The 22,856-nt window shown below is 70.1% G+C and carries 15 protein-coding genes; 10 read left to right on the top strand and 5 right to left on the bottom strand.

All coding sequences use genetic code 11. The features are described 5' to 3' along the window. The first annotated feature begins 20 nt into the window (after positions 1–20). From sufC to miv_RS22070, 4 genes are read left to right on the top strand one after another with little or no spacing between them, the layout of a single operon-like run. On the top strand, positions 21–773 hold the full coding sequence (gene sufC / locus miv_RS22055; protein ID WP_207178878.1) for a Fe-S cluster assembly ATPase SufC: 753 nt from the start codon (positions 21–23) through the stop codon (positions 771–773). Positions 774–775: 2 nt separating this feature from the next. Continuing rightward, positions 776–2,095 (top strand): SufB/SufD family protein, encoded by a 1,320-nt coding sequence (locus miv_RS22060; protein WP_207178880.1) that lies wholly within the window; start codon positions 776–778, stop codon positions 2,093–2,095. A 59-nt stretch (positions 2,096–2,154) separates the two neighbouring features. Further along, complete coding sequence (locus tag miv_RS22065) at positions 2,155–3,399, top strand: cysteine desulfurase (RefSeq protein ID WP_207178882.1); 1,245 nt, start codon at positions 2,155–2,157, stop codon at positions 3,397–3,399. A 7-nt stretch (positions 3,400–3,406) separates the two neighbouring features. Beyond that, entirely contained in the window at positions 3,407–3,796 is a 390-nt protein-coding gene (locus miv_RS22070) for an SUF system Fe-S cluster assembly protein (RefSeq protein WP_091751497.1), read from the top strand. Between the two features lie 6 nt (positions 3,797–3,802). Here the strand turns inward: miv_RS22070 and miv_RS22075 are convergent, their stop codons facing one another. Continuing rightward, on the bottom strand, positions 3,803–4,396 hold the full coding sequence (locus miv_RS22075) for a Uma2 family endonuclease (RefSeq protein WP_207178884.1): 594 nt from the start codon (positions 4,394–4,396) through the stop codon (positions 3,803–3,805). 135 nt (positions 4,397–4,531) lie between these two features. Between miv_RS22075 and sufA the strand changes: the two genes are divergently transcribed. Further along, a complete protein-coding gene (gene sufA / locus miv_RS22080; RefSeq protein WP_207178886.1) occupies positions 4,532–4,912 on the top strand; it encodes a Fe-S cluster assembly scaffold SufA in 381 nt (126 codons plus the stop codon). Positions 4,913–4,960: 48 nt separating this feature from the next. Here the strand turns inward: sufA and miv_RS22085 are convergent, their stop codons facing one another. The 3 genes from miv_RS22085 to miv_RS22095 form a co-directional block, all read right to left on the bottom strand. Beyond that, entirely contained in the window at positions 4,961–6,025 is a 1,065-nt protein-coding gene (locus miv_RS22085) for a GGDEF domain-containing protein (RefSeq protein ID WP_048429138.1), read from the bottom strand. Positions 6,026–6,148: 123 nt separating this feature from the next. Then, positions 6,149–7,750 carry a DEAD/DEAH box helicase gene (locus miv_RS22090; RefSeq protein ID WP_207178888.1) on the bottom strand — a complete coding sequence of 534 codons (1,602 nt, stop codon included), beginning with the start codon at positions 7,748–7,750 and terminating at the stop codon, positions 6,149–6,151. 263 nt (positions 7,751–8,013) lie between these two features. Continuing rightward, positions 8,014–8,250, bottom strand: a complete 237-nt coding sequence (locus tag miv_RS22095; RefSeq protein WP_207178890.1) for a hypothetical protein — start codon at positions 8,248–8,250, stop codon at positions 8,014–8,016. A 223-nt stretch (positions 8,251–8,473) separates the two neighbouring features. On the opposite strand from miv_RS22095, the gene miv_RS22100 reads away from it, so the two are divergent. Then, positions 8,474–9,385, top strand: a complete 912-nt coding sequence (locus tag miv_RS22100) for an outer membrane protein (RefSeq protein WP_207178892.1) — start codon at positions 8,474–8,476, stop codon at positions 9,383–9,385. 195 nt (positions 9,386–9,580) lie between these two features. Here miv_RS22100 and parE read toward each other — a convergent pair whose 3' ends face one another. Further along, positions 9,581–11,713, bottom strand: coding sequence for a DNA topoisomerase IV subunit B (parE, locus tag miv_RS22105; RefSeq protein WP_207178894.1), 2,133 nt, complete (start codon positions 11,711–11,713; stop codon positions 9,581–9,583). Positions 11,714–12,017: 304 nt separating this feature from the next. On the opposite strand from parE, the gene miv_RS22110 reads away from it, so the two are divergent. From miv_RS22110 to miv_RS22125, 4 genes are all read left to right on the top strand, one after another. Next, complete coding sequence (locus miv_RS22110) at positions 12,018–12,221, top strand: hypothetical protein (RefSeq protein ID WP_048427256.1); 204 nt, start codon at positions 12,018–12,020, stop codon at positions 12,219–12,221. Positions 12,222–12,529: 308 nt separating this feature from the next. After that, the gene (gene treZ, locus miv_RS22115; RefSeq protein WP_207178896.1) at positions 12,530–14,350 is read left to right on the top strand and encodes a malto-oligosyltrehalose trehalohydrolase; all 1,821 of its coding nucleotides are present in this window, start codon (positions 12,530–12,532) and stop codon (positions 14,348–14,350) included. A gap of 1 nt (position 14,351) precedes the next feature. Then, the gene (locus tag miv_RS22120) at positions 14,352–19,298 is read left to right on the top strand and encodes a malto-oligosyltrehalose synthase (RefSeq protein ID WP_207178898.1); all 4,947 of its coding nucleotides are present in this window, start codon (positions 14,352–14,354) and stop codon (positions 19,296–19,298) included. A gap of 78 nt (positions 19,299–19,376) precedes the next feature. Beyond that, positions 19,377–22,784, top strand: coding sequence for a maltotransferase domain-containing protein (locus miv_RS22125; RefSeq protein ID WP_207178900.1), 3,408 nt, complete (start codon positions 19,377–19,379; stop codon positions 22,782–22,784). Positions 22,785–22,856: the final 72 nt, after the last annotated feature.

The following is a 22,856-nucleotide window of genomic DNA, read 5'->3' on the forward strand; positions in this document are numbered from 1 at the left end:
CCCGTCAGGACTTTTCTACCATGCTCGAGATCAAGAACCTGGTCGTCAACATCGAGGACAAGCGCATCCTCAACGGCCTCAGCCTGACCGTCAACGACGGCGAGGTCGCCGCCATCATGGGGCCGAACGGCTCCGGCAAGTCGACCCTGTCCTACGTCATCGCCGGCAAGGAGGACTACGAGGTCCTCGACGGCGAGATCCTGCTCGACGGCGAGAACATCCTGGAGATGGAGGCGGATGCCCGCGCGGCGGCCGGCATCTTCCTGGCCTTCCAGTACCCGCTGGAGATCCCCGGCGTCGGCACGATGACCTTCCTCAAGGCGGCGATGAATGCCCAGCGCAAGACCCGCGGCGAGGAGGAGCTGACCACCCCCGACTTCATGCGCCAGGTCTTCGCGGCTGCCGACAAGCTCGAGATCAACCGTGAAATGCTCAAGCGCGCCCTCAATGTCGGGTTCTCCGGCGGCGAGAAGAAGCGCATGGAGATCCTCCAGATGGCGCTGCTCTCGCCGCGCTTCTGCGTCCTCGACGAGACCGATTCGGGCCTCGACATCGATGCGCTGCGCATCGTCTCGGAGGGCGTGAATGCGCTCCGCGCCCAGAACCGCAGCTTCCTCGTCATCACCCACTACCAGCGCCTCCTCAACCACATCGTGCCCGACGCCGTGCACGTCATGGCGCAGGGCCGCGTGGTGAAGTCCGGCGGCAAGGAGCTCGCCCTCGAGCTCGAGGCCTCGGGCTACGCCGAGTACCGGTCGAACGAGGCCGCGTGACCATGGCCGACGTCACGACCCTCCGCACCGCCGCCGAGACCGGGCTGTCGAAGCTTTTCGAGGTCCAGCGGCTCAAGCTCCCCGGCGCGGCCATCGCCCGCGAGGAGGCTTTTCGCTATTTCGAGGCGGCGGGCCTGCCCCACCGCCGCGTCGAGGCCTTCAAGTACACCGACCTGCGCGCCGCCGTGCGCGAGGCCGCCCCGCCGGCCGAGGTCCCCGACGCCGAGACGGCGCGCAACGCGGTCAAGACCGCCCGGGGCTTTGCCGGGATCGAGGCCGCGCGCCTGACCTTCGTCAACGGCCATCTGGTCGCGGCGCTCTCCGACCTCTCGGGCCTGCCCGAGGGCCTGGAGGTGGTGACCTTCGCGAAGGCCATGGCCGAAGGGCATCCGCTCCTCGACCATCTCGCTCCGGTCGAGCAGACCCGCGAGAACCCGATCTACCAGCTCAACGCCGCCTTCATGGCGGACGGGGCGGTGATCCGGGTCGAGGCCGGCGCCAAGATCGAGCGCGCCCTGCACCTGCGCTTCGTCGGCACCGGCTCGGCGCCGTTCTCGACCGCGACCCGCGTGCTCGTCGTCACCGGCGAGGAATCCGAGGTGACGATCCTCGAGAGCCACGAGGGCCCGGACGGGATCGCCTACCAGCCCAACGACGTCCTCGACGTCGTGATCGGCGACCGCGCCCGCGTGCTGCACAGCCGGCTCAACATCGAGGGCGACGCGGCGATCGCGCTCTCGACCGTCTCGGCCCGCCTCGGTGCCGGCTCTCACATCGAGACCGTCAACGTGGTGACCGGCGCGGTGCTGTCGCGCCACCAGCTCTACCTGCACTTCGCGGGCGACGACGCGACCGCCACCGTCAACGGCGCCGCGATGATCCGCGACGGCCAGCTCGCCGATTCGACGCTGCTCGCCGACCATGCCGCCGTCGGCGGCATCAGCCGCGAGCAGTTCAAGACGGTCATCGACGGCGACGCCACCGGCGTGTTCCAGGGCAAGATCATCGTCCGCCAGATCGCCCAGAAGACCGACGGCAAGATGAAGTCCGACTGCCTCCTCCTCACCGACGAGGGGCAGATGATGAACAAGCCGGAGCTGGAGATCTTCGCCGACGACGTGGCTTGCGGCCACGGCGCCACCTGCGGCGCGCCGGACGACGACCTGCTGTTCTACCTGATGGCCCGCGGCCTGCCGCGGCCTCAGGCCGAGAGCCTGCTGGTCCAGGCCTTCCTCGGCGAGGCGATCGAGGTGGTGACCCACGAGGGGGCCCGCGCCGCGATGATCGCCGAGACCGAGGCCTGGCTCGCCCGCCGCGGCTAAGAAACGATCGGGCCGGCCCAAGGGCCGGCCCCTCTCACGCCCATGCACGAGAGCCCGACATGAACGCACCCGTCCTCCAGACCCCCTACGACGTCGAGGCGATCCGGGCGCAATTCCCGATCCTGTCGCAGCAGGTCTACGGCAAGCCGCTGGTCTATCTCGACAATGCCGCCTCGGCGCAGAAACCGCGGGCGGTGATCGACGCGATGTCGGGCGCGATGGAGACGGCCTACGCCAACGTGCATCGCGGCCTGCACTTCATGGCGAATGCGGCGACGGACGGCTTCGAGGGCGCGCGCGAAACGACGCGCCAGTTCCTCAACGCCCGCTCCACCGACGAGATCATCTTCACCCGCAACGCCACCGAGGCCTACAATCTCGTGGCGAGCAGCATGGGCTGGGCCGGCCTGATCGGCGAGGGTGACGAGATCATCCTGTCGATCATGGAGCACCATTCCAACATCGTGCCCTGGCACTTCCTGCGCGAGCGCCGCGGCGCCGTGCTGAAATTCGCCCCCGTCGACGACGAGGGCAATTTTTTGGTCGAGGAATACGAGAAGCTCTTCTCGCCCCGCACCAAGATGGTGGCGATCAGCCACATGTCGAACGTCCTCGGGACGGTGACCCCGGCGGAAGACATCGTCCGCATCGCTCATGCCCATGGCGTGCCCGTGCTGCTCGACGGGGCGCAGAGCGCGGTCCACCAGGCGATCGACGTCCAGGCCCTCGATTGCGACTTCTTCGTCTTCACCGGCCACAAGGTCTACGGACCGACCGGGATCGGCGTGCTCTACGGCAAGAAGGAGTGGCTGGAGCGCCTGCCTCCCTACCAGGGCGGCGGCGAGATGATCGAGATCGTCGAGGAGGAGCGCGTCACCTACAACGCGCCGCCGCACCGGTTCGAGGCCGGAACCCCGGCGATCATCGAGGCGATCGGACTGGGCGCGGCGCTCGAATTCATGATGAGCCTCGGCCGCGAGCGCATCGCCGCCCACGAGGCGCATCTGCTGGCCTACGCCCAGGAGCGCCTGCGGGGCATGAACAGCCTGCGGATCATCGGCACGGCCAAGACCAAGGGCGCGGTGATCGCCTTCGAGATGAAGGGCGCGCACGCCCACGACGTCGCCACGGTGATCGATCGCCAGGGCGTCGCGGTGCGGGCCGGCACCCACTGCGCCATGCCGCTCCTGAAGCGGTTCGGCGCCACTTCCACCTGTCGCGCCTCGTTCGGCCTGTATAATACGACGGCGGAGATCGACGCCCTCGTCTCGGCCCTGACCCGGGCCGAACGGATGTTCGCGTGAGGACCCCATGACCGATACCCCCGCCGCGACCGGCGCGACGACCCCGCCGCTGAACGCGCAAGTGACCGCTCCTGCGATCCCGCCGGAGGAGATGGACCGCCTGACCGACGGCATCGTGGCGGCGCTGAAATCCGTGTACGATCCGGAGATCCCGGCCGACATCTACGAGCTCGGCCTGATCTACCGGGTCGACATCGCCGACGACCGCAACGTCGCCATCGACATGACGCTCACCGCCCCGGGCTGCCCGGTGGCCGGCGAGATGCCGGGCTGGGTCGAGAACGCCGTCTCGGCGGTGCCGGGCATCGCCGGCTGCAGCGTCACGATGGTGTTCGACCCGCCGTGGGATCAGAGCCGGATGTCGGACGAGGCCCGCATCGCGCTGGATATGTGGTGAGCCGGTTCAGCGCATCGCGTCGGTGATACGCGGTGCGAAGGTAAGACCGTCATAGACATCGGCGAGGGACAGGCTCGCGCCGATCTCCGGCAAGGCGATGACGGCGTCGAGGCCTTCGAACAGCTCCGGTTGCCATCCCTCCGCCTCGCGGCGGTAGAGCAGGGCGACCGGAGCCACGGTCTCGAAGAGCAGGATGTACCGGAGCGTCGGATGGCGCTTGTACTCCTCCAGCTTCACGGTCCGGTCGACGGCAGTGGTGGAGGGAGAGGCGACCTCGACGACGAGGCGCGGCTCCCGGGACTCATGGGTGTCGTAGACCAGTTCGCCGCATTCGACCGTGACGTCGGGCCGCCGGATCGTGGTGATGCTGGTACGGAGCGAAACGTCGTCGGTCGTCGGCCGGCAGCGCGAGCCGCGAAGCTGACCATACAGAATGCCGATGACGTTCACCGTCACCCGATCGTGCTGGACGCTCGCCCCGGTCATCATCCGGTGCTTCGGCACCGGAACGCCGTCCACGAGCTCGAAGGGTTCGTCCTGGCCCTCCTGCCAGCGAAAGAATTCTTCCGGCGTCATCCGCCGCCGCGCCGCATCCGCCATGGCCGCCTCCGTGCGGTCCCATCCTAGCACATCCCTCCGGTGGACCATCGGCAACGGGATGCTTATCTTCCGAGACGTAACCTCACGCCTCAACCGCCCGGGCCTTGAACCCGGCCGCCGGAGAGAGTTTTGACCATGGCACCGAGCTTCAAGGTGATGTCGCTGACGGACGCCGCCGCCACGCGGATCAAGGGCATCATGGCCGACGCCGAACGCCCGATCGCGGGCCTGCGCGTCGGCGTCAAGAACGGCGGCTGCGCCGGGATGAGCTACACGATGGAATACGCCGAGGAGCGAAAAGCCGGCGAGGACGTGGTCGAGGACAAGGGCGTGCGCGTCTTCATCGACCCGAAAGCGGTGCTGTTCCTGCTCGGGACGGAAATGGATTACCAGACCACGAAGCTGTCGTCGCAGTTCGTGTTCAACAATCCCAACCAGACCTCGGCCTGCGGCTGCGGCGAGTCGGTCGCGATCACGCCCGTCGACCCCAACGCGCTCAACGCCGCCCACGCCTGAGGGCAGCGTCCTCCGGGGCGGCCCCTCGCCGCCTCGGCCCCTCGGGGCTCAGGCGACGTCGTTCATGGTGTCGGCCGAAGTGCCGTCGTCGACGACCCGGTTGCGGCCCGAGCGTTTGGCGGTGAACATGCAGTGGTCGGCGCGCTCCAGGAGCGACACCGCGGTGTCGCCGCGCCGGTAGACCGCGACGCCGACCGAGATCGTGATCCGGCCGAGGCTCTCGCCGGTCGAGCGCTTGACCAGCTCGCGGCCCATGACGCTGGTGCGGACCTTCTCGGCCACCTCGCGGGCGCTGGTCCGGTCGCAGTCCGGCAGGATGATCCCGAATTCCTCGCCGCCGAACCGGGCGATCGTGGTGCGGGTCTCGACGCTCTCGCGCATCGTCATCGCCACCAGGCGCAGCACCTGATCCCCGGTGAGGTGGCCGTAAAGGTCGTTGAAGCGCTTGAAGTGGTCGATGTCGAGGACCACGAGGCAGACCGGCTGGCCCTGAACCGCCGAATGGTCGACGGCCTTGTGCAGCATTTCCTCGAAGTGCTTACGGTTGCCGATGCCGGTGAGGGGATCGGTCAGGGATTCGACCCGGACCGCCTCGAGGGTCTCGCGTAGGGTCTCGATCTCGTTGCGGCTCTCCCGCATCCGCGCTTCGAGGGTGCGGTTGTTGGCCGCGACGTCCCGCGTGGTCACGACGAGCGAGGAGATGATCTCGCGCACCCGGGCCCGGTTCACCGCCGGGGCGGCGAGGTCCTGGCTGAAGGCCTGGAGCGAGGCGCCGTAGCGTGCCGTCGAACCGAGCGCGGTGTCGAGCATCTCCATGATCTGCTCGATCTCGGCCAGCACGCCGTTGCTCGCCCGCTCGGTCTCGCTCGAGAGCCGGCGGCCGTCGAGATAGGTCTCGAACAGGTGATCGACGGCGTTGTCGGTCAGCGCGCCGTGCTCGGCGGTGAGGCGCTTGACGGTCTCGGTCAGCTGCGGGTTGAGGCCGGCGACGTACGTGTACCAGACGGCGTAGCTGCGCGGCGTCGCCGACGAGCGGTACGCCTTCATCAGCTCCATCGCCCGCTGACCGAACAAGAAGCTCCGATCGAGGTCGGCGCTGCTCAGGTCAGGCATCGAACGTCTCCGCGCTGGGCACCGGCTTCATGCCGGCACCGTTCCGCGATGTTTACGCTCGTTCCGTGGAGAAGCAGTTAAAGCCGGCGCTCCCGGAGCGCCGGCCAGGCAAAAAACCGGGGTCTACTCGGATTCCTTGCGCTTCTTCAGCACAACCGGCCGTAGCAGGAAGGCCGGAACGTGATCACCCAGACCCACCACGGCGTCCGGCATCGCGTCGTCGTCTCGGCTGCGGCCTCGGTCGTTGCGGCGGCTGGAGGCCCGCTCGTCGCGGGGACGGCGATCGTCCTGGGGACGACGCTCCTGCGAGCGGGGCTCCTGCGAGCGGGGCTCGTGCGAGCGGGCCTCCTGCAACCGACCGTCCTGCGGACGACGCTCCTCGGCGGCGGGCCGCTCGTCGGACGCCTGCGCTTCGCCGTTGCGGCGGGCTGGAGCGGCCTCCTCGGTACGGGGGCTGCGGGCGCGGCGCCGGCGCGTCTCGTCCCGGCGGCCGCCTTCCTCGCGGCGTCCCTCGTCCCGGCGCGATTCCTCGCGGCGGCCGCGACCGCCCCGGCGGCGGCGGTCGTCGGACTCGCCGGGCTCCTCGTCGGGCAGGCTGGCGAGATCGCCCTCCGCCCAGGCGATCGGCTGGCCGATCAGGGTCTCGATGGCGGCGAGCGACTTCTCGTCGCCCCGGCCGATCAGCGTGAAGGCGGCACCGGCGCGGCCGGCCCTACCGGTGCGGCCGATGCGGTGGACGTAGTCCTCGGCATGGTGCGGAACGTCGAAATTGAAGACGTGGCTCACCGCCGGGATGTCGAGGCCGCGGGCCGCGACGTCGCTGGCGACGAGCAGCGGCACCTCGCCGGAGCGGAAGGCGTCGAGCGCCGCCATGCGGGCCCGCTGGTCCATGTCGCCGTGGAGCGCCGCGACGTTGAAGCCGTGGTTCGCCAGCGACTTCTGCAGCTGCGCGACGTCGCGCTTGCGGTTGCAGAAGATGATGCCGTTGTTCAGCTCTTCCGCCGCCCGGATCAGCTTGCGCAGGGTCTTGCGCTTCTGGTGCCCCTCGCCGCCCGTCGCCACGAGGCGCTGGGTGATGGTGGTGGCGGTCGAGGCGGGACGCGCCACCTCGATGCGGACGGGATTGTGCAGGAAGTCGTCGGCGAGGCGCTGGATCTCCGGCGGCATCGTCGCGGAGAAGAACAGCGTCTGGCGGGTGAACGGCACCATCTTCACGATGCGCTCGATGTCGGGGATGAACCCCATGTCGAGCATCCGGTCGGCCTCGTCGATGACGAGAAGCTCAACGCCGGTGAGCAGCAGCTTGCCGCGCTCGAAATGGTCGAGGAGGCGGCCGGGCGTCGCGATCAGCACGTCGACGCCGCGGGTGATCTTCATGTCCTGGTCGGCGAACGAGACGCCGCCGATCAGGAGCGCCACGTTGAGCTTGTGGTTCGAGCCGTAGCGCTCGAAGTTCTCCACCACCTGCGCGGCGAGCTCGCGCGTCGGCTCGAGGATCAGCGTGCGCGGCATCCGGGCGCGGGCTCGGCCCTGCTCGAGCAGGGTGAGCATCGGCAGCGTGAAGGCCGCCGTCTTGCCGGTGCCGGTCTGGGCGACGCCCAGCACGTCGCGCCGTGCCAGAACGTGCGGAATGGCTTGGGCTTGGATCGGGGTCGGCGTGGTGTAGCCCGCGGCCTCGACGGCCTGCTGGACCTTCTCACTTAAACCCAGTTCGGCGAATGACATCCTGAGGAGAACCGTTGCGCGCGGGCGGATCGGGCCGGCGCGGAGAAACCGTCGCGGCAACGGCCGGGAGGCAAAGTCGTTTCGCAGCCAGTCCCGCGCCGGTCATCCGAGGCGGGACGTTCACGCCATTGCTCCGTCGCGTCGGGCACGCGACCGCACGCAGGACACGCCCGATGCGCGCCCGCTTGTCAAGTGTCCGCCGTCATTTGTCCGGTGATGACCGTCATGCACGCGCCGCTCCCGCGCGCGGAGATGCCGGGAAATCAGGGACGGGGTCCCGCCGTGCAGGGATCGAGCCGGGTCCGGGCGGCCTCCCCGGCGATCGACCCGGTCGTCTCGGGCTCGACGAGCCCGCGCAACGCGATCGTCTTTCCCGCGAGGGCAGCCGGTTCCGGGCCGGGCGGGGCGAGGACGCGAAGGACCGCGAGCGAGACCAGAACGACGAGGAAGGCCATCGCCCAGGTATGGCTGAGGAGGGAAGGGCGCCCGGAACCGGCCATCGCGATTGCCTCGGTGGATGTCGTCGGGTGTGAGGCTGCGGCACCATGGTTAATGCCAAGTGACCGCACTGGCTCGATTTTTTCCGGCGCAGGTCGCCGCCGATTCACGGTTCGTTGACGGGTGGAGGGGTAAACCCTGTCCTCGTTGCAGGAATGCGACAGACCGGGTGACCGACCGGGGATAGAAGCGCGCCGGCTCTCGCCAATCAGGACCAGTCAGACAATGAAGAAGATCCTCCTCGCCTCCGTGGCCCTCGTCGGCCTGTCCGCCGCCGCCTCGGCCGCCGACCTCCCGCGCCGCGTGGCCCCCCCGCCGGTCTTCACCCCGGTGCCGGTCTTCACCTGGACGGGCTTCTACGCCGGTTTCAACGCCGGTTACGGCTTCAACACCGCTGACACCCGCGCCCCGACCGTCGTCGGCGTGCCGGCCGGCGTCAACGCCGCCAGCAGCGTCTTCGTGACCGGCGCCGGCGTCCCGACCACCGGCGTCCTCGCCTTCGGCAACCGCAACAGCAACGACGGCTTCGTCGGCGGCGGCCAGATCGGCTACAACTACCAGTTCACCCCGGGCTCGGGCGTGGTCGTCGGCCTCGAGGCCGATGCCCAGTACGCCGATTTCGGCCGTGACCGGAACCGCTACGCCTTCGCCACCGCGGCCGGCGCCGGCATCAACCCGGGCACGCTCGTCTTCAACCCGAACGGCATCTCGGGCCTCGACTTCTTCGGCACAGTCCGTGGCCGCCTCGGCTACGCCTGGGACCGCACCCTCGTGTACGCCACCGGCGGTTTCGCCTACGGCTCGGGCGGCGGCCGCGACTTCGGCCTGCCGAACAGCTCGCGCGACAACTTCCAGACCGGCTGGGTCGTCGGCGGCGGCGTCGAGTACGCTCTGCCCACCGACTCGTTCTTCAACTTCTTCCGCTCGTCGGCCGTGACCCTCAAGGTCGAAGGCCTGTACGTGAACCTGGATCAGGGCAACCGCAACAACGGCGTGTTCGCTCAGACCGTCAACGGCACGCAGTACTCGGTGTTCTCGCCGGGCGTCGTGTCGGTCGGCCCGGCCAACCTGTACCGTCGCGAGACCGAGTTCGCGGTCGTCCGCGCCGGCCTGAACTACAAGTTCAACGGCTTCTAGTCTGAACTGTCCGTCCCCGGACGGAGCGGAGCCCGGCCTCACGGCCGGGCTCTTCGCGTTTCGGGGGTGGGTCCCGGCGGGGGCAGGGGGTCTGGGATCCTCGTGCGCACCGTGCGGACGAAAGAAAGGCCCGGCCGCTCCCGCGGCCGGGCCTTTCTTTCGTCGGATCGTCCCTCCCTTCTCGGCGGGGGCCGATCAGATGTCGAGCTCGATCTCGTCGGCGAAGACGGCGCGCTCGGAGATGAAGGCGAAGCGGGCCTCGGGCTTGTTGCCCATCAGCCGCTCCACCGTGTCGCCGGTGGCGTCGCGCGCCTCCTCGACCACCTCGACCCGCAGGAGCGTGCGCTTCTTGGGGTCCATGGTGGTCTCCTTGAGCTGGCCGGGCATCATCTCGCCGAGGCCCTTGAAGCGCCCGATCTCGACCTTGCCCGACTTGAACGTGGTCTTGAGGAGCTGCTCCTTGTGGCGGTCGTCCCGGGCATAGGCGCTCTTGGCGCCCTGCGTCAGCCGGTAGAGGGGAGGGACCGCGAGGTAGAGGTGGCCGCCCTCGATCAGCTTCGGCATCTGCCGGTAGAAGAAGGTGATGAGCAGCGAGGCGATGTGGGCGCCGTCGACGTCGGCGTCGGTCATGATGATGACCTTCTCGTAGCGAAGGTCGTCGTGCCGGTACTGGTTGCCGAGGCCGCAGCCCAGCGCCTGGGTCAGGTCCGAGAGGAGCTGGTTGGCCCCGAGCTTGTCCCGGCTCGCCGAGGCGACGTTGAGGATCTTGCCGCGCAACGGCAGGATCGCCTGGGTGGCGCGATCCCGCGCCTGCTTGGCCGAGCCGCCGGCCGAATCGCCCTCGACGATGAAGATCTCGGAGCCGGCGGCCCCGGCCTTCGAGCAATCGGCGAGCTTGCCCGGCAGGCGCAGCTTGCGGGTCGCGGTCTTGCGGGCGACCTCCTTCTCCTGGCGCCGGCGCAGGCGCTCCTCGGCCCGGTCGATCACCCAGTCGAGGAGCTTGTTGGCCTGGGCCGGGGAGGCGGCGAGCCAGTGATCGAAGGCGTCGCGGATCGCCGCCTCGACGATGCGGGAGGCCTCGAGCGTCGCGAGCTTGTCCTTGGTCTGGCCCTGGAATTCCGGCTCGCGGATGAAGACCGACAGCATCGCCGCGCAGGTTGCCATCACGTCGTCGGCGGTGACCGAGGCCATCCGCTTGACCTGGCCGACCCGCTCGGCGTGGTCGCGCAAACCCCGCAGCAGCGCCACCCGCATCCCGCTCTCGTGGGTACCGCCCTCCGGCGTCGGGATGGTGTTGCAGTAGGAGGAGGAGAAGCCGTCGTCGTTCGACAACCACGCCATCGCCCATTCGAGCGAGCCGTGGCTGCCCGGCTTCGTCACCTTGCCGGCGAACACGCCGTCGGCGACCAGTTCCTTGCCGTCGATCTCGCGGGCGAGATAGTCCTTCAGGCCGGCCGGGAAGCGGTGCACGGCCTCGGCCGGCACGTTCTCGACCCCGTCCAGCATCGAGGGCGCGCAGCGCCAGCGGATCTCGACCCCGCCGAACAGGTAGGCCTTCGAGCGCGCCATCTTGAACAGGCGGCGCGGATCGAACCGGTGCTCGCCGAAGATCTCGGCGTCGGGGTGGAAGCGCACCCGCGTGCCGCGCCGGTTCTGCACGCGCCCGACCGTCTCGATCGGTCCCTGCGCGTGGCCGCGCGAGAAGGTCTGGCGATAGAGCGTCTGGTTGCGGGCGACCTCGACCTCGAGCAGGTCCGAGAGGGCGTTCACCACCGAGATGCCGACGCCGTGCAGGCCGCCGGAGGTCTCGTAGACCTTCGAGTCGAACTTGCCGCCGGCATGCAGCGTCGTCATGATCACTTCGAGCGCCGACTTGCCCGGGAATTTCGGGTGCGGGTCGACCGGGATGCCGCGGCCGTTGTCGGTCACGACGAGGCAGCCGTCCTCCTGCAGCTCCACTTCGATGAAGCTGGCATGGCCCGCCACCGCCTCGTCCATCGAGTTGTCGATCACCTCGGCGAAGAGGTGGTGCAGCGCCTTCTCGTCGGTGCCGCCGATATACATGCCCGGCCGGCGCCGCACCGGCTCCAGCCCCTCCAGCACCTCGATCGCCGAGGCATCGTAGCCGGCCTCCGCCGCCTCCGCGGGCGGAGGCACGGCGACCGGCTTCGGACGCTTGAGCGGCTCGACCTTGGGCTGATCCGCCTTGAGCCGATCGGCCTTGAGCTGATCGGCCTTGGACGGCTCGGCCGGCGGCTTGCCCTCGGGGGTCTTGTCCCCGGGAGGCTTGCCGCCCGCTCCGAACAGGTCTCGTGCGGCCTCGCTCACGCGACGGCCTCGCGGTGGGGGAAGGGCTCTGGCAGCATTCGAGGTCATCCTCTCCCTATACCGGAACAAACGCGGAACAAAAAGGGGTTTCCGGGGGTGTCGGGCGTGGCATGGTCGCGTACGGGCGGGCGGTCCGGGACCGCCGCGCAGCAGAACCCGTACCAGAGTCACCGAGACGTAAACAAATTCCCTTAAAGCCCGGTGACGGACACGGGCGCGCCGGAACCTCGGCCATGACCACCCGTTGTCGAATCGGTCGCGCATTCGCCGGCCGGACAGGCCGCGCCACAGGAGCGACCCGACGATGAGAGCCGCCAGACGCCCGGTCCGCGACAGCCAGACCCGTCACCTCACCCTCGCGCGCGCCGAGTTGGCCGCCGGTCAGGCCTTCGGCTTCGCCGAGGAGGGCATCGCCGCGGCGGGGGCCGGCCTCAACCGGATGGCGATGACGGCGACCGGCGCGACCCTCGCGGTCGCCCTCGCCGCGACCTTGGCCTGGGCGTTCTGAGCCTCGCCTCACTCAAGACCACTGTTTCGAGCCGATCTTCCCTCGAGCCGACGCGTCCGGGTTCCCGGACGTGGCGCCGGATCGCGCGAATCCGGCACCCCGCACCTCGTCCCCAGAACAATGCGAGTCGGCCAACAGGGATGGTGGAGATCCGCCATTGCCGGGACGGCCGGCCGCCTTAGCTCCCGCCGCAAGCCTGGCCTTCCGCAGTGCGGAACCTCGACAGGCCGGCGGAATTTCCAGAGCGGCGGCCCCCACGCTGTCCCGACTCGCTCTTTGCCCTCACGCTTTCAAAGGATGGTGGCCCGATGCGGCGCGCCCACAGCATGCCATTCGGTGCGGAGATCGGACCGGAGGGCGTGCGCTTCGCCCTTTGGGCGCCGACCGCGACGGAGGTCGCCCTGGTTCTCGACGGGAGCGAGCATCCGCTGCCGGAGGCGGGCGAGGGCTGGCGCCGCCTGACGGTGCCGGGCGTGCGCGCCGGGGCCCGCTACGGCTACCGGATCGACGGCGACCTCGTGGTGCCGGACCCGGCCTCGCGCTTCCAGCCCGAGGACGTCTCGGGCCTCTCCGAGGTGATCGATCCCGCCGCCTTCCCGTGGACCGACGGAGGCTGGAAGGGCCGCCCGTTCGAGGAGACGGTGATCTACGAGGCCCATATCGGCACGGCGACGCCCGAGGGCACCTACGCGGCACTGGCGGAGAGATTGGAGGCGTTGCGCGACCTCGGCGTGACCGCGATCGAACTCCTGCCGCTGGCCGATTTCAAGGGCACCCGCAACTGGGGCTACGACGGCGTGCTGCCCTACGCGCCGGATTCCGCCTACGGCACTCCCGACGACCTGCGCCGCCTCGTCGACCGGGCGCACGCGCTCGGCCTGATGGTCTTCCTGGACGTGGTCTACAACCACTTCGGACCGGCCGGAAACTACCTCAACGCCTACGCCAAGACGTTCTTCACCGAGCGCCACCAGACCCCCTGGGGCGCGGGGATCAACTTCGATGGCAAGACCAGCGGCCAGGTGGTGCGGGACTACTTCGTCCATAACTCGCTGTACTGGCTGGAGGAATTCCACGTCGACGGCCTGCGCTTCGACGCCGTCCACGCGATCCAGGACGATTCCGACAAGCACTTCCTCGGTGAGCTCGCCGAGCGGATCCGGGCCGCGTTCCCCGACCGGCCGATCCACCTGATGCTGGAGAACGAGGCCAACCAGGCCTCCTGGCTGGAACGGGACGGGGCGGGACAGCCGCGCCATCACAGCGCGCAATGGGCCGACGACACCCATCACGGGTGGCACATCCTGCTCACCGGCGAGGAGGCCGGCTACTACGAGAGCTTCGCCGACAAGCCGGCGGCGCATCTCGCCCGCAGCCTCGCCGAGGGCTTCGCCTACCAGGGCGAGCCGTTCAAGACCCTCGACGATCACCCGCGCGGCGAGCCCTCCGGTCACCTGCCGCCCTCGGCCTTCGTCACCTTCCTGCAGAACCACGATCAGGTCGGCAACCGGGCGCTGGGCGAGCGCCTGAGCCATCTCGCGGAGCCCGACAGGCTGGCGCTCGCCCGCGCCGGCCTGCTGCTCGGCCCGCAGATCCCGATGCTGTGGATGGGCGAGGAATGGTCGGCCTCGACGCCGTTCCTGTTCTTCGTCGATTTCGCTCCCGACGAGGAGCTGAACAAGGCGGTGCGCGACGGCCGGCGTCGCGAGTTCAAGAGCTTCGCGGCCTTCGCCGACGAGGAGAAGGCGAAGACGATCCCCGATCCGACCGCGGAGGAGACATTCCAACGCTCTACCCTCGACTGGGCGGAGCGCGACCGCTCGCCCCATCGCGAGGTGCTCGCCGACACCACCGCGCTCCTGGCTCTGCGACAGCGCGAGATCGTGCCGCTGACGAAGACCGCCTGGCAGGGCGGCCGCTACGCCCTGCCGCGGCCCGACACGATCGACGTCACCTGGTCGTATGCCGGGGGCGATCTGCGCTTCGTCGGGGTGTTTGGGGGCGAGCCCTTCGCCCTCCCGAAGCCTCCCGGCCGTGTCGTCTGGCGCTCGCCCGCCGTGACGGAGGGCGAGAACGGTTCCCTGGTCCTGCCCGCCTGGTCGGGCATGTTCGTGAAAGAGGTGCGTTGAGATGGCCGTGACCGAGGATGTCGTCGCGCGGCTCGCCGATGAGGCGGGCATCGCCGCCGACTACACCGACGCCTTCGGCCAGCGCGTCGAGACCCCGCTCTCCGTGCGCCGGGGGCTGCTCGCCGCCCTCGGCCTGCCTGCGGGCACCGAGGAGGAGGCGCGGGCGAGCCTCGGCCGCATCCATGCCCTGCGCCACGGCCTCGTGCCGCCGCTGGTGCCGGTCGAGGCCAGGCGCGCCGCGCGGGTGCCGGTCCGGCCGGAAGGCGGCTCCGGCACGCTGAGCTGGCGCGTCACCGACGAGCGCGGCACCGCCCGCGACGGGCGGGTGGCGCTCACCCCCGGCACCGAGGCGATCGAGCTGCCGCCCCTCACCCCCGGCTACCACAAGCTCGTCGTGACGCTCGGCGAGCGGCGGGCCGAGGCTACCGTGATCGCCGCGCCCCAGCGCTGCTGGCGCCCGCGGGCGCTGGCCGAGGAGGGGGCTCGCGACTGGGGCCTCGCCGCCCAGCTCTATGGACTGCGCTCGGCCGACAACCTCGGCATCGGCACCTACGCGGATGCCGGCCGGGCCGCCGCCGATGCCGGCGCCAAGGGCGCGGCGTTCCTGGGCTTGAGCCCGGTCCACGCCCTATTCTCGACCGATCGCCAGAAGGTCTCGCCCTACTCGCCGTCCTCGCGGCTGTTCCTCGAGACGCTCTACATCGCGCCCTCCGCCCTGCCGGGCTTCGCCGGCAGCCGGGCGGAAGTGCTCCTGCGGGACTCGGATTCCGAGATCGCACGCCTGCGCGAGGCCTCGCTGGTCGATCACGCCGGCATCTGGCAGGTGCTGAGCCCGGTGCTGGAAGCCCTGTGGCAGGACTCGCCGGCCCGGGCCGGACGCGACACCGACTACCTCGCCTTCCGGGCCGCGGGCGGCGAGAACCTGGAGGCCCACGCCACCTTCGAGGCCCTGGCCGAGCATTTCGCGCAAGGTGGTGCCAACTGGCTCGGCGACTGGCCGGAAGCCTACCGCCGCAACGGCACATCCGAGGTCGCGGCCTTCGCGGCCGAGCATCAGGAGCGGGTGTCCTACCACGCCTGGCTGCAATTCCTCGCCGACCGGCAATTCGCCGAGGCCGCCGCCCGGGGCCTCGCAACCGGCATGCGGCTCGGGCTCTACCGCGACCTCGCGGTCGGCGCGGATCGCGGCGGCTCGGAGATCTGGTCGCATCCCGAGCGCTTCGCCGCCGGGCTGTCGATCGGCGCGCCGCCGGACATCCTCGCCCCGAACGGCCAGGATTGGGGCCTGCCGCCCTTCGATCCGCTGGAGCTGGAACGCGATGGCCTCGCGGCCTTCCGGGCGCTGGTCCAGGCCAACATGCGCCATGCCGGCGCGATCCGCATCGATCACGCCTTCCAGCTCGCCCGGCTGTTCCTGATCCCGGTCGGTGGGGGCGCCAAGGGCGGCGCCTACGTGGCGATGCCGTTCGAGGCGATGCTGGCGGTGCTGCGCCTCGAGAGCCACCGGGCGAAGTGCCTCGTCATCGCGGAAGACCTCGGCACCGCGCCGGCCGGCTTCTCGGACGCGCTGATGCAGGCCGGCATCCTGAGCTACCGCATCCTGTCCTTCGAGCGGGGGGAGGGCGGCAGCTTCAAGCGCCCGGCCGAGTACCCGCGCGACGCGCTCTGCGCCATCACCACCCACGACCTGCCGACCTTCGTCGGCTGGTGGCGCGGGGTCGATACGGAGCTGCGCCAGTCCTTGGGCCTCTACGACGCCGACCGGGCGGGATCCGAGCGCGACGAGCGGGTCCACGAGCGCCGGCGCCTCGCCGAGGCGCTGAACCAGGAGGGCCTGATCCCGACGAGCGAGGTACCGGCCGAGCCGCCCTTCGAGGCGGCCGTGCGCTTCCTCGCCCGCGCGCCGTCGGTGCTGACGGCGGTGCAGTACGAGGACATTCTGGGCGAAGTGAGCCAGGCCAACATGCCGGGCGTCACCGAGGGCTACCCGAACTGGCGCCGCAAGCTCGACCGCGACCTCGACGCGATCGCGGCGCCCGGCGGGCCGCTCGCCAAGCTCGCCTCCTCGCTCGCGGCGGAGGCGCGGGGCCCGCGCTCGGGCGCCGCGCGACTGGCCTCGCCGCCGCCGCGGGCGACCTACCGGCTGCAATTCCACAAGGACTTCACCTTCGACCACGCGGCGAAGATCATCCCGTATCTGGCCAAGCTCGGCATCAGCCACGTCTACGCCTCGCCGATCCACAAGGCGCGGCCGGGCTCGATGCACGGCTACGACATCGTCGACCACCGCGAGATCAACCCGGAGCTCGGCGGCGAGGAGGCGTTCGTCCGCTTCAGCGACGTGCTGAAGGCCCACGGCCTGAAATTCCTGCTCGACATCGTGCCCAACCACATGGGTGTCGGCGGCGCCGACAATCCGTGGTGGCTCTCGGTGCTCGAATGGGGCGCGCTGTCGCCGGCCGCCGACGCCTTCGACATCGACTGGGGTCGCTTGGGCGCCCGCAACAAGCTCGTCGTGCCGTTCCTCGGCGACCGCTACGGCGAGGCCCTGGAGAAGGGCGACCTGAAGCTCGCCTTCGATCCGGAGGAGGGCGCCCTCAGCGTCTGGCACTTCGAGCACCGCTTCCCGGTCAACCCGCTGAGCTACCCAATCGTCCTCGACCGGGCGCTCGCCGCGCTGACGGAGGTCGGCGACGAGGCCTCGGCCGAGGTGCTGTCGATCTCCGAGCGCCTGCGGCGGATGGGCGACGAGGCCAATGCCGAGCGCCAGGCCGGCTACCCTGAGGAGGCGGAAGGGCTGAAGCGGCGCCTCGCCCATGCGGTGGCATCCTCGCCCGATCTGAAGGCCGCGATCGACCGAGCGGTGACGCTCGTCAACGGCTTCAAGGGTCATCCCGACAGCTTCGGGGCGCTCCACCGCATCCTGGAGGCCCAGGCCTACCGGCTCGCCCATTGGCGGGTCGCGGCGAGCGACATCAACTACCGCCGCTTCTTCGACGTGAACTCGCTCGCCGGGCTCAAGGTCGAGGATCGCCGGGTGTTCGAGGGCGCCCACGCCATGCTGTTCCGCCAGATCCGCGAGGGGCGGATCGACGGGCTGCGCATCGACCATATCGACGGGCTCGCCGACCCGGCGGGCTACGCCCGCGCGCTCCAGGCGGCGCTCGGACCGGGCTTCTACATCGTGGTGGAGAAGATCCTGGAGCCCGGCGAGCGCTTGCGCCCCTGGCCGATCGCCGGCACCACCGGCTACGACGTCCTCAACCAGATCGACGGGCTGTTCGTCGACCAGGTGAAGCGGGAGGCCGTGGCGGGGCTCTATGCCGGGGCGACCGGCATGGACGAGCCCTATGCGCATCTCCTGCGCAACGTGAAGGGTGAGATCCTGGAGACCAGCTTCGCCAGCGAGCTGGAAGTCCTGACCTCGGACCTCAAGCAGGTGGCCGACGCCGACCGGCGCACCCGCGACTTCTCGGTCAACGCGCTGCGCCAGGCCCTGTCCGAGATCGTCGCCCGGTTCCCGGTCTATCGCAGCTACCTGCCCCAGGAGCTCGACGAGAACGAGATCGAGGCGGAGGACCTGAAGCTCATCGGCGACACGGTGCGCAAGGCCAAGCGCCGGTCCAGCCTGCCCGACCGTTCGGTGCACGATTTCGCCGAACGGGTGCTGCTCGGACGGCTCGACACCGAGGGACCGGGCCGGCCCGACCCGGAGGTGGTGCGCCGCTTCCGCCGCCGCTTCCAGCAGCTCACCGGCCCGGTCATGGCCAAGAGCCTGGAGGACACGCTGTTCTACCGCTTCGTCGAGCTTCTGGCGCTCAACGAGGTCGGGGGCGATCCGGGCGAGTACGGCCTCACCGCGGAGCATTTTCACGGGCTCCAGGCCGCCCGCGCCCGCGACTGGCCGAACGCGATGATCACCACGGCCACCCACGACACCAAGCGCGGCGAGGATGCCCGCACGCGGCTTCTGGCCCTCTCCGAGATCCCGGGGGAATGGGCGCAGGCCTGGGACCTCTGGGGCCGCGTGGCCGAGCCGCACCTCACGGCGGTCGAGGGCGAACCGGCCCCCGACGCCAACGACCAGTGGATGTTCCTGCAGGCGATCCTCGGTGCCTGGCCGCTGGAACTGCTGGCGGAGAACCCGGACCCGAAGGACGTCGAGGCATTTCGCCGACGGCTCGGCGCCTATGCCGAGAAGGCGATGCGCGAGGGCAAGCGCCGGTCGAGCTGGGTCAATGTCGACGAGGCCTACGAGGGTGCGGTCGCCAAGCTCTTCGACGCCCTGGTGGCGCCGGGCTCGGAGTTCCTGCGCGAGTTCCGGCCCTTCGCCGTGCGGCTGGCCCGGGTCGGCATGGTGACGGGCCTCGCCCGCTCGGCCCTGAAATGCACCCTGCCGGGCCTGCCCGACATCTACCAGGGCACGGAGTTCTGGGACTTCTCCTTCGTCGATCCCGACAACCGCCGCCCGGTCGACTACGCCGAGCGCGAGGCGGCGCTCGGGCAGGACACGGCCCTGGAGGACCTGCTCGCCGCCTGGCCGGACGGGCGCATCAAGCAGCGGGTGCTGGCCCGGCTGCTCGCCGACCGCGCCGCGCATCCCGGCTTCTACGCCGAGGCCGACTACGTGCCGGTCGCCGCCGAGGGAGAGGGGGCGACGCGGGTCGTCGCCTTCCTGCGCCAGGACGCGACGGCGGGCTCGGAGGCCGGCGACCTGCTGGTCGCGGTGCCGCGCCACCTCGCGGACAACCTCGCGGACGATCTCGCGGGCGAGGACGGCCGGTCGGTCGCCGGGGCCTTCGCCGGCACCGTCCTGCCGGTGCCGGAGGGCAGCGTCTGGCGCGACCTCGTCACCGGCGACGAGGTCCGGGCCGAGGGGCGGCATGTGTCCGTCGATCGACTCTTCGCGCGTCTCCCCCTGGCGGTTCTGCGTCGCTCCGCCACTTGAGACCACGGGTTCGCGTGCCCCGAGGGGGCATGCGAACCCGCCCGAGATGATTCGAGAGAAGCAGGCAGGACCGGGCCGATGAACGTACCCCGCACCAGCACGAAGCCGGCGAAGCGCACCCGCGAGGTGACGCCGCTGCCGGCCACCCTGGCGCCGCTGGCGGCCGGACCGCGGATCTACAACCTCTTTCCCCTTCTGGTCGGCCGGGTCTCGGCCTGGACCGCGGAACTCCCCCGCATCGCCGAGCTCGGCTTCGACTGGGTCTACCTCAACCCGTTCCATCAGGCCGGCGGCTCGCGCTCGCTCTACGCCGTGGCCGACATCGACCACCTCGATGAGCGCCTGCGCGACCTCGACGGCACGCCGGACGACGAGCAGATCCGCCGCTTCTGTACGGCGGCAGCCGGGCACGGCCTGAAGATCATGACCGACCTGGTGGTGAACCACGCCGCCAACGATGGAAGGCTCGCCCACGAGCGCCCCGATCTCTTCGTGCGCGATGCCTCCGGCGCGCCGGTGAGCCCGCACGCGGTGGATCCCGACGATCCCTCGAAGATCACCGTCTGGGGCGACCTCGCCGAGTTCGACTACGTCGAGGCCGGCCCGCGCACCGCGCTGACGGAGTTGTGGAACGGCTACATCGCCCGGCTCCAGGCTCTGGGCGTCGCCGGCTTCCGGTGCGACGCCGCCTACAAGGTGCCGCCGGACGTCTGGCGCAGCCTGATCGGCGCCGCCAAGCAGCGCGACCACGCCGCGCTCTTCGCCGCCGAGACGCTGGGCTGCACCTTCGAGGAGGCCCGCGCAACGGCGGAGGCCGGGTTCGACTACCTGTTCAATTCCTTCGCCTGGTGGGACCTGAAGGCGCCCTGGGCCCTGGAACAGTACGAGCGCCTGCGCATCCTGGCGCCCTCGATCGCCTTCCCGGAAAACCACGACATGCCGCGGCTGGCCGCCTCGCTCGAGGGCGGGAAGGAGGCGGCGGCGGCGGAACTCAAGAGCCGCTACGCGCTCGCCGCCTTCTTCTCGGCCGGCGTGCTGATGCCGATCGGCTACGAGTGGGGCTACGCGAAGGCGCTCCACGTGGTCGAGACGACGCCCGAGAGTCGCGAGCACCACACCGGCATCGACATCTCGGGCTTCGTCGCGGCGGTGAACCGCCTGCGCGCCGATCTGCCCGCGGCCAATGTCGAGGGTGCGCAGTGGCGCCTCTCGGCGCCCGACGCGCCGTATGTCGCGCTGATCCGGATCGATACCGGCCATACCGGCTCGGCCGAGAACGCCGTGATCGTGCTCTACAATCCGACCGATGCGCCCGTCGCCGTCGATCCGGCGCCGCTCATCGCCGGCACCGGCGGCGAGTTCGGCCCGTTCCAGGATCTGACGCCCGAAGTCGCTCCGCTGGTCTTCCGGGCCGACCAGTCGATCGGCCTCGAACCCCGCGCGGTGCGCATCCTCGCCGCCCGCCGCATCGGCGCGATGCGCCGGCCCCGCCGCACCAGCCCGGACGGGGGTGGCCGCGTCGTCATCGAGGCGGTGAGCCCGGAGATCGATGGCGGCCGCTCGGCGATCAAGCGGGTCGTCGGCGACCAGGTCCATGTCGAGGCCGACATCTTCACCGACGGGCACGACGTCATCAACGCCGCGGTGCTCTCGCGGCTGGCCGGCGAGACCGAGTGGCGCCGCGACCCGATGCTGTTCGTCGACAACGACCGCTGGCACGGCCATTTCCCGCTCACCCGCAACGCCCGCTACGAGTACACGGTCGAGGCGTGGCGCGACGACTTCTCGTCCTGGCTGCGCGGCCTGGAGAAGAAGCGCCAGGCCGGGATCGACGTGCGGCTCGAGACCATCGAGGGCGTCGGCCTCGTCAAGCGGGCGGCGGCGCTGGCCGAGGGGAGCGACGCCGCCGCGCTGACCGGCCTCGTCGCGGCGCTCGACGCCGACGAGGCGGGCTCGGCCGCGCAGCTGATGCGGCTCCTGGAGCAGACGGCGCTGATCCACCGCAACTCGGAGCGGGTGAACCTCTCGCGCTATCCGGTGGTGCTGGAGGTGGTCGCCGATCGGCTCGCCGCCCGGTTCTCGGCCTGGTACGAGATCTTTCCGCGCTCGCAATCGGGCGACCCGACCCGCCACGGCACCTTCGACGACGTGATCGCGCGCCTGCCCGAGATCCGCGAACTCGGCTTCGACGTGCTCTACTTCACGCCGATCCATCCGATCGGCCGCACCAACCGCAAGGGCAAGAACAACTCCCTGAAGGCCAAGGACGGCGATGTCGGCTCGGTCTATGCGGTCGGTGCGGAGGAGGGCGGCCACGAGGCGGTGCATCCGGACCTCGGCACGCTCGACGACTTCCGGCGCCTCGTCGCGGCGAGCCACGCCCATGGCATGGAAGTGGCGCTCGACTTCGCCATCCAGTGCTCGCCGGACCATCCCTGGATCAAGCAGCACCCGGAATGGTTCGACTGGCGGCCCGACGGCACGATCAAGTTCGCCGAGAACCCGCCGAAGAAGTACGAGGACATCGTCAACGTCGATTTCTACCGCGAGGGCGCCCTGCCGTCGCTGTGGACCGAGCTGCGCGACATCATCGTCGGCTGGGTCGAGCTGGGGGTGAAGATCTTCCGGGTCGACAACCCGCACACCAAGCCGATCCCGTTCTGGGACTGGATGATCCGCGACGTCAACGACCGCTACCCGGACGTGCTCTTCCTCGCCGAGGCCTTCACCCGGCCCAAGATGATGAAGAAGCTCGCCAAGGCCGGCTTCCAGCAGAGCTACACCTACTTCACCTGGCGCAACACCAAGGACGAGCTGGCGACCTACGCGACCGAACTGGCCGGCGAGATGGGCGAGTATTACCGCCCGAACTTCTTCGCCAACACGCCGGACATCAACCCGGTCTTCCTCCAGACCAGCGGCCGGCCGGGCTTCGTCATCCGCGGCACGCTCGCCGCGACGCTGTCGAGCGTCTACGGCATCTATAACGGCTTCGAGCTGTGCGAATCCGCGCCGGTCCCCGGCAAGGAGGATTACCTCGACTCGGAAAAATACGAGCTGAAGGCCTGGGACTATTACCGGCCCGGCAACATCCGCGACCACATCATCGCGCTGAACCGCATCCGGCGCGAGAACCCGGCGCTCTGGGATTTCCGTAACGTGGTCTTCACCCCGGCCTGGAACGAGCAGATCCTGGCCTACCTGCGGATGACGCCGTCCGGCGACAACGCGGTGTTCTGCATGGTCAACCTCGACCCGAGGAACCGCCAGGAATGCACCTACGAGGTGCCGCTCTGGCAACTCGGCCTGCCCGATGACGGCGCCGTCGAGGTCGAGGACCTGCTGCTCGGCTACAAGTTCGAGCTGCGCGGCAAGACCCACCGCATCGCCCTCGATCCCGCCGAGCGTTCGGTGGTGATCTGGCGGCTTCGCCGCCCGACGCGGCTTGCGGCGGCGGGCGACGCGTGGCAGCACGGCTCGGCCTAGCCGAAGTGCGTATCAGGCGCGGGCGGGCGACCGTCCGCGCCGGCAGGCATTCCGAACTCTCCCCGGTGCCCC

The organism is Methylobacterium indicum, from assembly GCF_017347565.1.
GTDB classification, from domain to species: Bacteria; Pseudomonadota; Alphaproteobacteria; order Rhizobiales; family Beijerinckiaceae; genus Methylobacterium; species Methylobacterium indicum.

Excerpts from the sequence above, each read along its gene's own strand:
- miv_RS22085 (WP_048429138.1), bottom strand. The coding sequence starts at position 6,025 with ATGCCTGACCTGAGCAGCGCCGACCTCGATCGGAGCTTCTTGTTCGGT.
- miv_RS22095 (WP_207178890.1), bottom strand. The coding sequence starts at position 8,250 with ATGGCCGGTTCCGGGCGCCCTTCCCTCCTCAGCCATACCTGGGCGATG.
- miv_RS22060 (WP_207178880.1), top strand. The coding sequence starts at position 776 with ATGGCCGACGTCACGACCCTCCGCACCGCCGCCGAGACCGGGCTGTCG.
- miv_RS22120 (WP_207178898.1), top strand. The coding sequence starts at position 14,352 with ATGGCCGTGACCGAGGATGTCGTCGCGCGGCTCGCCGATGAGGCGGGC.
- miv_RS22125 (WP_207178900.1), top strand. The coding sequence starts at position 19,377 with ATGAACGTACCCCGCACCAGCACGAAGCCGGCGAAGCGCACCCGCGAG.
- treZ (WP_207178896.1), top strand. The coding sequence starts at position 12,530 with ATGCGGCGCGCCCACAGCATGCCATTCGGTGCGGAGATCGGACCGGAG.
- miv_RS22065 (WP_207178882.1), top strand. The coding sequence starts at position 2,155 with ATGAACGCACCCGTCCTCCAGACCCCCTACGACGTCGAGGCGATCCGG.
- sufA (WP_207178886.1), top strand. The coding sequence starts at position 4,532 with ATGGCACCGAGCTTCAAGGTGATGTCGCTGACGGACGCCGCCGCCACG.
- miv_RS22110 (WP_048427256.1), top strand. The coding sequence starts at position 12,018 with ATGAGAGCCGCCAGACGCCCGGTCCGCGACAGCCAGACCCGTCACCTC.
- miv_RS22100 (WP_207178892.1), top strand. The coding sequence starts at position 8,474 with ATGAAGAAGATCCTCCTCGCCTCCGTGGCCCTCGTCGGCCTGTCCGCC.
- miv_RS22075 (WP_207178884.1), bottom strand. The coding sequence starts at position 4,396 with ATGGCGGATGCGGCGCGGCGGCGGATGACGCCGGAAGAATTCTTTCGC.
- miv_RS22070 (WP_091751497.1), top strand. The coding sequence starts at position 3,407 with ATGACCGATACCCCCGCCGCGACCGGCGCGACGACCCCGCCGCTGAAC.
- sufC (WP_207178878.1), top strand. The coding sequence starts at position 21 with ATGCTCGAGATCAAGAACCTGGTCGTCAACATCGAGGACAAGCGCATC.
- miv_RS22090 (WP_207178888.1), bottom strand. The coding sequence starts at position 7,750 with ATGTCATTCGCCGAACTGGGTTTAAGTGAGAAGGTCCAGCAGGCCGTC.